The sequence below is a fragment of the Telluria sp. PB2R4 genome (assembly GCF_059685695.1).
The window spans coordinates 50,226-64,818 of the sequence record NZ_JCASIC010000002.1; the positions used below are offsets into that span (position 1 = coordinate 50,226).

The window sequence follows — 14,593 nt, forward strand, 5'->3', positions numbered from 1 at the left end:
GGAGAAGCAACATGAAAGACATGCCTCAAGATTTGCGCAGCCAGACGCTTAGCCTGGTTAACGCAAACCAGTCCGCCGCCGGCGCCAACGCCCAGGTGGGCGCGCTCATCAGCGCATGGCTCGGATCGCTCGACGACGAAGACCTGGCCGGCACCGCGCCCGAGAGCCTGGCGCCGGTGCTGTGGGAAGGATTCTCGCAGCTGGCCCAGCGCACCGGCCCTGGCTGCCAGATCGCGCAGATGCGCTACTCCGACGGGCGTGGCGGCATGGCGACTGCCCTGCTGATCCTGAACGACGACATGCCTTACCTGGTCGATTCCTTCGTCATGGCCCTGCGCAAGGAGCGCCAGACCGCCGCCGGCGTGATGAACGCCGTGCTGGCCGTGCGCCGTGACGCCAATGGCCTGGCCACCGGCGTCGGCGAAGCCGGCGCGCCGCTGGAGTCGATCGTCCTGATCCTGATGAGCGACGAGCTCGAATTCGGCGAACTCGATTCCCTGACCGCGCGCATCCGCATGGTCGCCAGCGACGCCGCCACCGTGCAGGGCGACGCCGTCAAGATGGCCGACCGCATGACCGCGGTGGCTGCAGCAAGCGCCAATGCCGGTACCCCCGAAGGCCAGGAAGTGGCCGCCTTCCTCGAGTGGGCCAAGAACGAAGGCTTCGAACCCTTCGGCTACGCCTACTACGCAGTGAAGGAAGGCGTGCGCGAACTCGAACGCGACATCCCGAGCCGCATCGGCGTGCTGGCCAACACCGCGCACCCGGTCTACGGCACCTGCCTGGCCAACATCCCGGGCGACTTCGAAACCCTGTCGCGCCGCGCCGACACCCTGTCGATCGTCAAGGCCGACGTCGAAGGCACCCTGCACCGCGACCAGCCGCTCGATTTCATCGGCGTGCGCAACACCGATGCGCAAGGTCGCATCCTGGGCGAACACTGCTTCGTCGGCCTGTTCACCCGCGCCGCCACCGCGACCCCGCTGGCGCGCCTGCCGTTCGCGCGCGGCCGCGTCGCCAAGGTGCTGTCGATCGCCGGCGTGCGCCAGGAAGGCTTCCGCGCCGAGAAATTCGTCGAGATCCTCGAATCGTTGCCGCGCACCGAAGCGCTGGAAGCCGATCCGGAATGGCTGGCCCAGGTGTGCAGCTCGGTCGTGTCGATGTACAAGCAGCCGCGCCCGAAAGTCTTCGCGCGCCGCGACGTGTATGCGCGCCACCTGAACGTGCTGGTCTACCTGCCGCGCGAGCGCTACAGCGCCGCGGTGGCCTCCAGCCTCGCCTCGGCCCTGAAGAACAGCTCGGGCGCGGTCGACGTGCGCGTGCAGACCCTGGTGGCCGACGGCCCGCTGGCCCGCGTCTACCTGATCGCCCAGGCCGCGCGCTACCCGCTCGACCTCGAAACCGACATCCAGCAGCCGCTGCTGGCGGTGCTGGACGGCTGGCACGACCGCTTCGCCGCCGTCACCAACAGCATCGAAGACGCCGGCCTGCGCAGCAGCCTGCGCAAGCTCGGCGCCAACCTGCCGGTCTCGTTTGTTACCAACACCGCGCCGGAAACCGCGTTCCGCGACCTGCAGGCCCTGCTGAAAAACTGCCAGCCTGGCCGTGTGGTCGCGCGCGTCGAACCGGGCGACGCCGCCAACGGCATCGACGCCTCGATCCGCCTGTATTCGGGCGAAGTCGTGCCTTCGCTGTCGCGCATCCTGCCGGCGCTGCAGAACGCCGGCATCGCCGTGGACCGCGAGCAGACCTGGTCGTTTACCACCGCCGACGGCACTCGCCACCACGTCACCGCGCTGGCCGTGGACGACGAGAGCGGCGCCAAGCTGGTCAAGCCGGGCATCATCTCGGTGGCCGAAGAACTGTTCACCGCGCTGTTCAACGACGAAGCCGAAGACGGCCGCATGAACGGCCTGACCATCGAGGGCGGCCTGTCGACGCGCGAAGTGCAGCTGGTGCGCGCCTACATCAGCTACTGGCGCCAGCTCGGCTCCAAGTTCTCGGTGCGCTACATGGCCGAGACCCTGCGCACCCAGTCGGCCCTGGTGAAGGAATTCGTCACCGGCTTCCTGCTGCGCTTCGATCCTAAACTGGGCGAAGCCGAGCATGCCGCCGGCACCGCCAAGCTGGCCGCGCTGAAAGCCGGCCTGTCGACGGTGAACCACGCCGACACCGAGGAAATCATGGCTGCCCTGGTTGACCTGGTCCTGGCCACCGTGCGCACCAACTACTTCCAGAACGCCGGCGAGAAGATCATCTTCAAGGTCGACACCAGCAACCTGGCGCTGGCCCCGGAGCCGCGTCCGTATCGCGAGATCTACGTGTTCTCGCGCCGTTTCGAAGGCGTGCACTTGCGCGGCGGCCCGGTCGCCCGCGGCGGCCTGCGCTGGTCGGACCGCATGGAAGACTACCGCACCGAAGTGCTGGGCCTGGTGAAGGCGCAGATGGTGAAGAACGCCGTCATCGTGCCGGCCGGCTCGAAGGGCGGCTTCGTGTGCAAGCAGATGCCGGCCGGCGCCGCGCGTGAAGTCGTGGCCGCCGAAGGCGAAGCATGCTATCGCGAGTTCATCGCCAGCCTGCTGGAAGTGACCGACAACCGCGTGCGCGGCGCCATCGTCCCGCCGGACAACACCGTGCGCCACGACCAGGACGATCCGTACCTGGTGGTGGCCGCCGACAAGGGCACCGCGACCTTCTCGGACATCGCCAACAGCATCGCCGTCAAGCGCGGCTTCTGGCTGGGCGACGCGTTCGCGTCGGGCGGCTCGAACGGCTACGACCACAAGAAGATGGGCATTACCGCCAAGGGCGCGTTCGAAGCGGTCAAGCGCCACTTCTACGAACTGGGCCACGACATGAGCAACAGCCCGGTGACCATGGTTGGCGTGGGCGACATGTCGGGCGACGTGTTCGGCAACGGCGTGCTGCTGTCGCGCCAGCTCAAGGTGGTGGCGGCCTTTGATCACCGCCATATCTTCCTCGACCCGACTCCGGATGTCGCGGTGTCGTTCAAGGAACGCGAGCGCATGTTCGCACTGCCACGTTCGTCGTGGGAAGACTACGACAAGAGCCTGATCTCGCAGGGCGGTGGTGTGTACCCGCGCACCGCGCGCTCGATCGACTTGAGCCCGGAAGTGCGCGCTGCGCTCGACATCAAGGAAACCTCGCTGTCGCCGGAAGAACTGATGCACCGCATCCTGCTGGCGCCGGTGGACCTGTTCTACAACGGCGGCATCGGCACCTACATCAAGTGCTCGAGCGAGACCCACGCCCAAGTGAAAGACCGCGCCAATGACCGCATTCGCGTCAATGGCAGCGAACTGCGCTGCAAGGTAGTGGCCGAAGGCGGCAACCTGGGCGCGACCCAGGCCGGCCGTATCGAATTCGCCCTGGCCGGCGGCCGCATCTTCACCGATGCGATCGACAACTCGGCGGGCGTGGACTGCTCCGACCACGAAGTGAACATCAAGATCTGGCTGGACACCGAAGTCAATGCCGGCGAGCTGTCCGAAGCGGACCGTAACCGCGTGCTGAACGAGATGACGGGCGCCGTGGAAGACCTGGTCCTGCGCGACAACACGCTGCAGACCCATCTGCTCACCCGCGAAGCGCAGGCGCAGGCCACCGCATCGACCGTGGACGGCTACGCCGCCCTGATCACCAACCTGGAGTCGGAAGGCGCGGTCAACCGCGAACTGGAACAGCTGCCGAGCGACACCGAACTGCAGCGCCGCAAGGCACTCGGCCTGGGCTTGACGGCGCCGGAACTGGCGGTGGTCATCGCCAACGTCAAGAACCGCTTCAAGCGCACCCTGGCGGCAATCGACCTGACCAAGGAAGTCTGGGCCGAGTCGCTGCTGCGTCCGTACTTCCCGGCCCAGCTGGTCGCCACCCGCAACCCGCTGAACCACCCGCTGGCCAACGCCATCCTGGCGACCGTGCTGGCCAACGAAGCGGTCAACCGCTGCGGTCCGCTGATGCTGCGCGACCTGGCGGCCGAACACCGCGTCGAGGAAACCGAGGTGGTCAAGGCCTGGGCACGCGCCTGGTCGGCGCTGCACCTGGCGCCGGTGTTCGACGCGCTCGACGCCGATGCGCTGAAGGTACCGCGTGACGTCTCGATGGCGGTCGATGCGCGTACCCGTGCGCTGCTGCGCGCCGTGATCGAAGGCGTGCTGTCGCTGCCGGCCGGCACCGACGGCATGGCCGAGCTGTCGACGCTGTTCGGCCAGGCCGACCAGCTGCGCGTCCTGAGCCCGACCCGTTCGGAAGCGGACGGCCACACTGGCCTGCCGACATCCTTCACCAGCGCCTGGAAGGCGGTCGAGACCATCGAGTCGCTGGCCACCTTCCTGTTCGCGGCGGTGTCGGTGCAGCGTCCGAGCGGCATGAGCCTGGCCCAGTTCCTGCAGGTCGGCATGGCGCTGCGCCAGCAGGCCGGCATCGACACGCTCGAACGCGGCCTGAAGCTGCCGGCGCAGAGCAAGGCGCAGGAACAGCTGCGCAACTACGCGATGCAGGCCCTGCGCCGCACCCAGCAGCGCCTGCTGCTGCAGGTGATCGAGCGTGCCGGCACGGGCGGCGATCCGCTGGAAGCCGTCAAGCAGGTCACGGAAGCGCGCGGTCTCACCGGCTTCGCACAGCCCGTCGAGCTCGAGCAGGCGATGCTGGACGTGTGGGCGCTGTCGGAAGGTTCGAGCCCGGACCGCCTGGCTGCCTGAGCAGATGAGCGCAGACCTTCCTGTTGCGCTGCCGGAAGCGGTGCGCGCGCTGGCCGAAGCTGATTTCGGTGCGGTCGCGCAGCGCTTCGCCGAGGCTGGCTTCGCGGTCAGCCTGCCGGCGAACGGCATCCTGGCCGTCAAGTCGGCCACACCCGACCAGGCACGCGCGAGCGTGCTGGTGTCGGTGGGCGTGCATGGCGACGAGACCGGGCCGATCGAAATGGTCGCCTGGCTCATCGAGGCCCTGTCGCGCACCCCAACCGAGCTGGCGGTGGACCTGATGCTGTGCGTCGGGAACATCGATGCCATCGCCCAGGGCAAGCGCTTCATCGATGCGGACCTGAACCGCATGTTCCGTAGCGAGCGCGGTTCGCTGGCCTCGGCCTTCGAGGCGGCGCGGGCCGATGCGCTGATTGCCGCCACCTGCGCCTTCTTCGAAGGGGCAGGGCCGCGGCGCTGGCACCTCGACCTGCACACGGCGATCCGGCCGTCGCACTATCCGATGTTCGCGATCGTGCCGGAGATCATTGCCGATGCGCCGCGCAAGGCGCTGATCGACTGGCTGGGGCAGGCGGCAATCGGCGCCGTCATCATGAACCCGAAGTCGGTCGGCACCTACAGCTACTATTCGAGCGAGCACCATGGCGCTGCCGGCAGTACCGTGGAGCTGGGGCGGGTCGGCACGCTGGGACAGAACGACTTGTCGCAGTTCGCCGATGCATCTACAGCGCTGGACCGGCTGCTGCGCGGCCGGCCCGGCGTCGATGCCTGCACCGCGCCGCACGTGTTTGCGACGGCAAGGCAGGTCATCAAGCTGTCGGAGGCGTTCAGCATGTCGGTGGGCCGCGAGACCTGGAACTTCACGCCGATGAAGAAGGGCGACGTCATCGCGACCGACGGCGACACCGTGTACCGCGTCGAGCATGAGGAGGAGCTGGTGGTGTTTCCGAATCCTGATGTGCGGGTTGGCTTGCGCGCGGGCCTGATGGTCGTGCGGATCGGCTGACGCGCTGCGGACAGCAGCAAAACCGGCACTGCTCTAGACTGACGCCTTTGCCCACCGCGGAGGCTTCATGAGCAGCATGCTTTTCTCCCCAGTATCCCTGGGCCCCCTGCAACTCCCCAACCGCATCGCCATCGCGCCGATGTGTCAGTATTCAGCCGTGGATGGCCTGCCGACCGACTGGCACACCATCCACCTCGGCGGCCTGGCCCTGTCCGGCGCCGGCCTGCTCATCATCGAAGCAACCGCGGTCACCCCTGAAGGCAGGATTTCGCCGGACGACCTGGGACTGTGGTCCGACGCCCACGCCGAGGCCCTCGCGCCGGTCCTTGCCGCGATCCGCCGCCATTCGCCGATCAAGGTCGCCATCCAGCTGGCCCATGCCGGCCGCAAGGCCTCGAGCGAAGTGCCGTGGGAAGGCGGCGCCAACATCCCGCCCGGCCAGCCGCGCGGCTGGCAGACCGTCGCGCCTTCGAATATGCCGCATGCCGAGGGTGAGACCGTACCAGTCGCGCTGGACGCCCAGGGCCTGGCGCGCATCCTGGACGGCTTCGTGGCAGCCGCCAGACGCGCCCTTGCGCTCGGCCTGGACGGCATCGAGCTGCACGGCGCTCACGGCTACCTGCTGCACCAGTTCCTGTCGCCTCTGTCCAATACGCGTGACGACGCGTATGGCGGTTCGATCGAGAACCGCATGCGCTTTCCGCTCGCGGTATTCGACGCCGTGCGCGCCGCCGTGCCGGCACGGATGGCGGTCGGCATGCGCATCTCGGGCACCGACTGGGTCGATGGCGGCTGGGAGATCGAACAGAGCGTGCGCTTCGCCCGCGAGCTGCAGGGGCGCGGCTGCGATTTCATTCACGTCTCGAGTGGCGGCCTGTCGCCGCTGCAGAAGATTCCCCTTGGACCGGGCTATCAGGTGGAATTCGCGCAGCGCATCAAGCGCGAGACCGGCATGCCGACCATCGGCGTGGGCCTGATCACCGAGGCGCAGCAGGCGGAAGACATCCTGCAGCAGGGCCAGGCCGACGTCATCGGACTGGCGCGCGCCATGTTGTACGACCCGCGCTGGCCGTGGCATGCGGCAGCCGTGCTGGGCGAGCAGGTGTTCGCGCCACCGCAGTACTGGCGTTCGCAGCCGCGCGAGTACAAGGCGCTGTTCGGGACCACGCGCCTGGGGCAGCGCTGAGTCGCAGCTCAGCACGCGATTCCTGCAGCCTGTCGCAAGACGCGGGTGGCCTGGCGAGGCGGTTGTTACAGTGATACCAGTTAATAACCAGAACAAAGGATTCCTGCCATGCGTACGCCGCGTACCCTTCTTGCCGTCGCTTCCATCGCCGCCGCTGCTTCCCTCGGCGGCTGCGCCATCATCGTGTCGCCGAACGACGGCGACGTGCGCATGCATACCGTGTTCAGCGACAGCACCGTCGAGGGTGACGGCATCGCGGCGCGCGACCAGCGCCAGGTGGCGGCCCACGGCGAGCTGGAAGTGAGCGGTTCGATGCAGGTCGAGGTCCAGGTGCGTCCGGGCCCGGCGTCGCTGCTGGTCGAAGCCGACGGCAACCTGCTGCCCTACGTCCGCACCGAGGCGCACGGCAATACGCTGAAGATCTTCAACGAGCGCAATCTGCGCAGCAAGACGCCGGTGCGCATCGTCTACACCACGTCGCGCCTGACCGAGGTGCGCGCCAGCGGTTCCGGCCAGGTTGCCGTGCGCGACCTGGACGGGGCGCCGCTGGCGGTGCGCAAGAGCGGTTCGGGACAGGTTCGCCTGGCAGGGAAGGTCGACAGCCTGCAGGCGCGCGTGAGCGGCTCGGGCGTCCTCGATGCGGCGGATTTGCGCAGCGCCAGCGCCGACCTGAGCCTGGCGGGTTCGGGCCGCATGCACATCGGCGAGATCCGCGGCGACTACGTGCGCGCCAGCGTGGCCGGTTCCGGCGTGCTGCAGGCCGGCGGCGCGGTGCGTTCGCTGAATGCCCGCGTGGCGGGGTCCGGCAGCGTCGACCTGGCCAAGCTGTTGACGCAGGACGCCGACCTGGCGGCCGACGGTTCGGGCGGGATCCGCGCCACCGTCAAGCAGTCGCTGGTGGCCCATGGCGGCGGGTCGGGCGGGATCCGGGTGTACGGGCATCCGGCGCAGCGCAGCGTCACCGGACGGAACGTGCATTTGCTCGATTGATGTTGCAAGGTGGCCGGCGATGCCAGCCACCGCCAGAGATTACAGCAGGTTGTCCAGCAGGTCCGGCCCGAACACCTCGCGGTGCAGGCGGCTGGCCGGGGCGCCGGCCGCCAGCAGCGCATTCCACTGCGCCTGCATGAAGGGAAGCGGGCCGCACATGTAGACGTCGGTCTCGCCGCGCGGCCACGAGGGCAGGCGCGCCAGTTCCATCTTCCCTTTCAACACGCCTTCCGCTTCGTCTTCCTCATGGAAGCTCACCACGTGCAGGTGCGGCATGCGCGCCTGCGCGGCGGCGATGTCCGCCCGGTGCGCATGGTGCGCCGCGTTGCGCGCGGCATGGGCGAAGATCACGCGGCGTTCGGGATTGACCATCGCGATGCGGTTCAGCGCCGCGATCATCGGCGTGATGCCGACGCCCGCCGACAGCAGCACCACCGGCTCGTTCGATTCGGTATCGGGCAGGAAGTCGCCGAACGGATGGGTCACGTGCAGCACGTCGTCCACGTTGACATTATCGTGCAGCCAGGTCGACACCTCGCCGGCCGGATGGGCGCCGCCGTCCTCGCGTTTCACCGAGATGCGCAGGCTGTCCTTGTCGTTCGCATCCGACAGGCTGTACTGGCGCAGCTGGCGGTGGCCGTCCTTGAAGTCGACCGCCACGCTCACGTACTGGCCGGCCCTGAAAGGCGGCAAGGCGCCGCCGTCCGCCGGGACAAAGCGGATCGAGATCACGTTGTCGCTCTCGCGCAGCACCTCCGTCACACGCATCGCGCGCGTCTCTCCCGGCTGCACGCCGGCTTCGGCATACATCTTCGCTTCCGCATCGATCAACAGGCGCGCCAGCGAGGTATAGGCTTCTTCCCAGGCCTTGAGCAGCGGTTCGGTGGCGGCGTCGCCCAGCACGGTCTTGATCGCGCCGAGCAGGTGGTGGCCGACGATCGGGTAGTGGTCGGCACGGATGCCCACCGAGGCGTGCTTGTGGACGATGCGGCTCACCACCGGGCCGAGCGCGCCGGCGTTGCCGATGTTGGCGGCATAGGCGAATACCGCCGAGGCCAGCGATTGCTGCTGCGCGCCGTTGGCCTGGTTGCCCATGTTGAACAGGTTTTTCAGCTCCGGATGGGCTTCGAACATGCTGGCATAGAAGGTGGTGGTGATGGCCACGCCGTGCTCGCGCAGGACGGGAACGGAAGCGTCGATGTAGGGGCGGGAAGCGCTCGAGATCATGGTGTTTTCCTTAATTGAAGTATTGCTGATGCATGTTTAAGGCCAAAAAAATGGTCCGGACTGGAGGGTGAGTGGGTGCGGACGCAGCTATTCTATCAAAAGATGTTTAAGAAATGCATCTTTGGGCAAACAAATTTATTGGGAAAACACAAGTACAACTATAATCGCTGGTTTTGATTGGCAGCCGAACAAGCCGCCGCCGAAGTCTCCACACAAAGGACACGCCGTGAATCTGACCCTGGGCCAAAAGCTGATCCGCACCAAAACAGCTGAACGTCACCACGACGATGGGGACGGGGCAGGCGGGCTGCAACGGTCGCTGGGCCTGTTCCCGCTGACGATGATCGGCGTCGGCGCCACCATCGGCACCGGCATCTTCTTCACGATGGTGGAAGCGGTGCCGAAGGCCGGTCCGGCCGTGATCCTGTCGTTCTTGCTGGCCGCCCTCACCGCCGGCCTGACCGCGCTGTGCTACGCCGAACTGGCGGGCCGCGTGCCGGCCGCCGGGTCCTCGTATTCCTTCGCCTATGCCACCGTCGGCGAGTTCGCCGCCTTCATCGTGGCGGCCTGCCTGCTGCTCGAATACGGCCTGGCGGGGAGCGCCGTGGCGATCGGCTGGTCGGACTACCTGAATAACTTCCTGGTGAACGCCTTCGGCTGGGAGATCCCGTCCCACCTGCGCTCGCCGATGTTCGTGTCGGACCACCACAACGTCCATTTCACCCCGGGTAACTTCAACCTGCCGCCGGTGATCCTGATCGCGATGTGCTGCATCCTCCTGATCCGCGGCACCAAGGAATCGGCCACCACCAACGCCGTCATGGTGCTGGTCAAGCTGGCGATCCTGATCTTCTTCGCGGTGATCGCCTTTACCGGCTTCGACGCCGCCAATTTCACCCCCTTCTTCAATCCGGCCCCCGACAGCGGGTTCGTGGGCATGGCCGGCGTGACCGCCGCCGCCGGCACCGTGTTCTTCTCCTTCATCGGCCTGGACACCATCGCCACCGCCGGCGAGGAAACCAACAACCCGCGCCGCAACGTGCCGATCGGGATCCTGGCCGCGCTGCTGATCGTGACCGCCTTCTACATGCTGGTGGCGGTGGCCGCGATGGGCGCCCAGCCCGCGCACATGTTCGCGGGCCAGGAGGCCGGCCTGTCGGTGATCCTGCAGAACGTGACCGGCCAGGCCTGGCCGGCGCTGGTGCTGTCGGCCGGCGCCGTGGTGTCGGTGTTCTCGGTGACCCTGGTGACGATCTACGGCCAGACGCGCATCCTGTATGCGATCAGCCGCGACGGCCTGATCCCCAAGACCTTCCAGAAGGTGAACAAGCGCACCCTGGCGCCGGTCAGCAATACGATCATCGTCTGCCTGGTGGTGGGCACGGTGGCCGGCCTGGTCGACTCCGGCTTCCTGTGGGACATGGTGAGCATGGGCACGCTGACCGCCTTCATCGTGGTGTCGATCGCGGTGCCGGTGATCCGCGCCAAGCAGGGCCGCGGCGAGCCGGGCCACTTCCGCGTGCCTTTCGGTCCCTACGTGATCCCGGGCCTGTCGGTGCTGGCCTGCCTGTACATCATGAAGGACCTGTCGCCGGCCACCTTCCGCGTGTTCTTCATCTGGATCGGCGTGGCGGTGGCGACCTACTTCCTGTACAGCGTGCGTCACAGCCGCCTGAACAAAGCCCGGTAAGGTGGAGACGAGTCTGGAACATTTTGAACGGCGGCGCGACCGCTTCGACCTGTTCAACGGCATGGACAGCGCCGCGGTCAACATCTGCTTCCCGCTCGCGCTGCCGGATTTCCGGCCCTGGTGCAAGGAACAGGGCCTGGCGCCTTTCCACGTGCTGCTGTGCGCCGTGCTGCGCGCGGTGCTAAAGGTGGAAAACTTCCGCTACCGGATACTGGACGGCGAGGTGATCCGCATCGACCGCCTGATCCCGTCCTTCACGGTGGTCAACCAGCACAATGACCTGAATTTCGCCCAGTTCGACTGGAGCGACGACCTGCGCGAATTCGTCGCGCGCGGCATCGCGGCGCGCGAGCAGGCCAGCGGCATGGCGGCGCTGAACATGGAGTATGCCGCGCGCACGCCGCTGCAAGCGAAGGAGCAGGTGTTCGTCACCTGCATTCCCTGGCTCGCGTTCACTTCGATCCAGCATCCGAGCGCCTCGCTGGCGCAGCCGGATATTCCTTCGTTCGCCTGGGGGAAGTTCCGCGACCTGCCGGACGGCCGCCTGGAACTGCCTTTCTCGGTGCAGGCGCATCACGGCTTCGTGGACGGTTTCCACATTCATCAGCTGGCGCAGGGAATCGCGGCCGAGCTGGAAGCGATGATCGGCTGAAGCGCCTTAAGCCTCGAGCAGGGACTTCAGGCGTACCAGGGCGCCGCCCCAGGCCTTGCGGTAGCCATCGGCTTCGGGGCGTGTCTGCAGGCGATCGATCGTCACGGTCACCGTGCATTTGTCCGCGACGGACTGGAACTTTACTTCGACCGGCGCGGGGATGCCCAGTGCCGGGTCTTCCCACACCATCCGGATGTTCTTTCCCGGCGTCGCCTTCCTGATGGTGGCGGCATTGCCGTCGCCGTTGGTCCAGCGCCCGCCGGGAGCGACCTCGATCCGGTTGCCAGGGCCAAACCAGCGATCCAGCTGCGCCGCGTCGGCAAACGCGGCGTAGCATGCCTGCGCATCCGCCTTGATGCTCTTGGTGGCGCAGATCGTATAGCCCGCGGGTTTGCCGTCCTTCTCTAACTTGCCGCGCGCACGCTCGTATTCGTTGGCGATGGTCGTGACCCACCACATATCGATCTTCAGCTCGCCGTACATCCAGCGCGCGATGCCATGCCGGCCGAGCGCCAGGCCGCCCTGTGCGTCGATGCGCCCGAACCAGCCGGCCAGCGTGTCGCCCGTGGCCGCCTGCGCGGCCGCGTCGCTGACTTCGTGCTCGGCCTGGAAATCGATCTTCATGTGTCCCCTTCTTGAATGTGTTTATTGCGCGGCGATCATAGCATGTGGATTTTCCGGCCAAGGCATGCGCGATAACGTAATGCTGCGTCCGTTCTTGCCCGGCTTGGACGCGCGCACGGCAAAACCGCGCACCCTGCAAAACCAGAATTGCGTAGTGTCCGAACGAAAAAAAGCCACGCGGCCTTGCGGCGGCGTGGTTTTTTCATGCATGGCGCCCGCAGGCGCCGGCAGAACGCTTTATTGCACGTTCATTTCCTTCAGCAGGTTGTCGGCCTTGTCCACATGCTTCATGTTCCACAGCATGTAGCGGCTGTCGACCTGGATCGAGCGGGTCATGGCCTTGTTGAAGTCCCAGTCCGAGATGATCGAATCCAGGGTGCCGTCGAAGGCCAGGCCGATCAGCTCGCCCTTCGAGTTCAGTGCTGCCGAACCCGAGTTGCCGCCGGTGATGTCCAGGGTCGCCAGGAAGTTGACCGGCACGGTCTTCAGCTTCGGATCGACGTACTTGCCGAAGTCCTTGGACTGGATCGCCGCCAGCTGGGCCGCCGGCGCATTGAACTCGCCTTCGCCGGTGTGCTTGGCCACGATGCCTTTCGGGGTCGTGAACGCGGTCCAGGAACCGGTGCCGTCGGCGCCGACGTCACGGCCCATGATCTTGCCGAAGGTGACGCGCAGGGTGCCGTTGGCGTCCGGGTAGACGGCCTGGCCCTTGCTGTTCATGTAGGCGATCTTGGCGCGCATGTAATTGCCGTAGGCTTGCTGGATCTTGCCAGCCATTTCCTCTTCCTTGGCTTCTTCTTTCATGCCGGCGTCGTACATCGCGACGGCGGCCTTGATGAAGCTGTCGTTCGAGGCCTGGAATTCGGCCGGCGACTTCTTCAGCCAGGTCACGCGCTCTTCCTTGTTGGCCAGCTTGGAACCGGCGTAGATGCGGTCCAGTGCGGCCTTCAGTTCGGCTTCGCTCATGCCGGCGCGGATGCCCAGGGCGGCGTCGAAGGCGGCGTCGTGTTCGGCAGCCGGCTGCGCGTTGTACTTGGTGAGGAAGTTCAGCACCAGCGCCTTGTCGACCTTTTCGTCGTAGGTACGGTCCTGGCCCGTCACGACCGAGGTCCAGCGCGGCAGGTCGCGTTCCTGGAAGCCCGACTTGCGCTCGGCGTCCGGCTTGGTGCGCTCGTTGGCCAGGCGGTACAGCGAACGCGCCGAGGACAGGAACTTCGGCTGGGCGTAGCTCAGGTAGAAGCCTTTCTTGGCGTTGGCGTCGCGCTCGGCGATCAGCTTCTCGGCCTGCTCGATGTCGGCGGCGTACTGCGCCTTGCGGGCCGGGTTGGCGTTGACCCAGGCCTTCAGGGCGTTGTGCTCGGCCGTCTTGCGCTGCAGGAAGTCGCTGCTCGCATAGGAGGTCAGCATGCCCTTGCGGTTCTTGTAGTAGTTGTTGACGCTGGCGATCTGGCCGGCGTACTTGAGCTTGGCGGCCGGGTCGGTCTTGGTCTCGCGCTCGATGATCGCCAGGGTCTCGCCCGATGCGGCAACGAAGGCCGGGTAGTTCCAGTCGAAGGTCGAGGCGACTTCCGACGGCAGGCGGTGGCGGTTGGTGCGGCCCGGGTAGCCCAGCACCATGACGAAGTCACCTTCCTTGGCGCTGGCGCTCGGGTCGGCGATCTTCAGCACGTGCTTCGGCTGGTAAGGCACGTTGTCCTTCGAGAACTCGGCGGCCTTGCCATCCTTGCTCACGTAGGCGCGGTAGAAGCCGTAGTCGCCGGTGTGGCGCGGCCACATCCAGTTGTCGGTATCGCCGCCGAACTTGCCGACGCCGGCGGCCGGTGCATGCACCAGGCGCACGTCACGGATCTCCAGCTGCTTCAGGCGGTAGAACTCGAGGCCGCCGTAGTAGCTGGCCACGGTGCAGCGGTAGCCGGCCGACTGTTCGCAATCGGCCACCAGCTTCTTCTGGTTCTTCTCGATGGCGTCGATGCGTGCCTTGCCGGTCAGCTTGGCGACTTCCGGGGTGATGATCTGGCTGGTGACGTTGGCCACTTCCTCGGTCACGTAGACGCGGCTGCCCGGCGCGGCCGGCAGTTCTTCAGCGAGGGTCTTGGCGAGGAAACCGTTGGCCAGCAGGTCGCGCTCCGGGGTCGAATTGACCGCGATGCTGTTGTACACGCAGTGGTGGTTGGTGACGACCAGGCCCTGCGGCGAAACGAACGACGCCGAGCAACCGCCCAGGCTCACGATCGCGCCCATCGGGAACTCGGTCAGCTTGGTCAGGGTGGACGGATCCAGCTTGAGGCCGGCGGCTTTCAGTTGCTTGGCTACTTGTGGCAGCTGCTGCGGCATCCACATGCCTTCGTCCGCGTGTGCGGCGAAGCTGGTGAGGATGGCCAGCGAGAGGAGGGTCTTTTTCATTCGCGTCTGTCGTGTATGAGGAAGGGAACTCTGGCGCTCCAGAGAGCAGCCAAGAGTATCCGTAATCCACATACGTATCGTCAACCAGTATTTC

General features: G+C 66.5%; 10 protein-coding genes. 6 read left to right on the forward strand and 4 right to left on the reverse strand.

What is annotated here, in order from left to right; translation table 11 throughout:
* Positions 1-11: 11 nt before the first annotated feature.
* The 4 genes from AC56LU_RS03690 to AC56LU_RS03705 all read left to right on the forward strand — a co-directional run bounded on the left by AC56LU_RS03690 (position 12) and on the right by AC56LU_RS03705 (position 7,903).
* Positions 12-4,721: an NAD-glutamate dehydrogenase domain-containing protein gene (locus AC56LU_RS03690; RefSeq protein ID WP_497174255.1), complete on the forward strand. Its 4,710-nt coding sequence runs from the start codon at positions 12-14 to the stop codon at positions 4,719-4,721.
* 4 nt (positions 4,722-4,725) lie between these two features.
* Positions 4,726-5,727: a succinylglutamate desuccinylase gene (locus AC56LU_RS03695; RefSeq protein WP_497174256.1), complete on the forward strand. Its 1,002-nt coding sequence runs from the start codon at positions 4,726-4,728 to the stop codon at positions 5,725-5,727.
* A gap of 67 nt (positions 5,728-5,794) precedes the next feature.
* On the forward strand, positions 5,795-6,913 hold the full coding sequence (locus AC56LU_RS03700) for an NADH:flavin oxidoreductase/NADH oxidase (RefSeq protein WP_497174257.1): 1,119 nt from the start codon (positions 5,795-5,797) through the stop codon (positions 6,911-6,913).
* Positions 6,914-7,021: 108 nt separating this feature from the next.
* Complete coding sequence (locus tag AC56LU_RS03705) at positions 7,022-7,903, forward strand: GIN domain-containing protein (RefSeq protein WP_497174258.1); 882 nt, start codon at positions 7,022-7,024, stop codon at positions 7,901-7,903.
* Between the two features lie 39 nt (positions 7,904-7,942).
* On the opposite strand, the gene hmpA is transcribed toward AC56LU_RS03705, so the two are convergent.
* A complete protein-coding gene (gene hmpA, locus AC56LU_RS03710; protein ID WP_497174259.1) occupies positions 7,943-9,130 on the reverse strand; it encodes an NO-inducible flavohemoprotein in 1,188 nt (395 codons plus the stop codon).
* 226 nt (positions 9,131-9,356) lie between these two features.
* Here hmpA and AC56LU_RS03715 point away from each other — a divergent pair, with 226 nt between their 5' ends.
* Together AC56LU_RS03715 and AC56LU_RS03720 are read left to right on the forward strand one after the other, a co-directional pair.
* Entirely contained in the window at positions 9,357-10,820 is a 1,464-nt protein-coding gene (locus AC56LU_RS03715; protein WP_497174260.1) for an APC family permease, read from the forward strand.
* Between the two features lies 1 nt (position 10,821).
* A complete protein-coding gene (locus AC56LU_RS03720) occupies positions 10,822-11,472 on the forward strand; it encodes a CatA-like O-acetyltransferase (protein ID WP_497174261.1) in 651 nt (216 codons plus the stop codon).
* A 6-nt stretch (positions 11,473-11,478) separates the two neighbouring features.
* Here the strand turns inward: AC56LU_RS03720 and AC56LU_RS03725 are convergent, their stop codons facing one another.
* Genes AC56LU_RS03725 through AC56LU_RS03735 form a run of 3 tightly spaced genes read right to left on the reverse strand, consistent with a single transcriptional unit; the run spans position 11,479 to position 14,499 of the window.
* Complete coding sequence (locus tag AC56LU_RS03725) at positions 11,479-12,096, reverse strand: SRPBCC family protein (protein ID WP_497174262.1); 618 nt, start codon at positions 12,094-12,096, stop codon at positions 11,479-11,481.
* Between the two features lie 21 nt (positions 12,097-12,117).
* Entirely contained in the window at positions 12,118-12,306 is a 189-nt protein-coding gene (locus AC56LU_RS03730) for a hypothetical protein (protein WP_497174263.1), read from the reverse strand.
* 27 nt (positions 12,307-12,333) lie between these two features.
* Positions 12,334-14,499: a S46 family peptidase gene (locus AC56LU_RS03735; protein WP_497174264.1), complete on the reverse strand. Its 2,166-nt coding sequence runs from the start codon at positions 14,497-14,499 to the stop codon at positions 12,334-12,336.
* Positions 14,500-14,593: the final 94 nt, after the last annotated feature.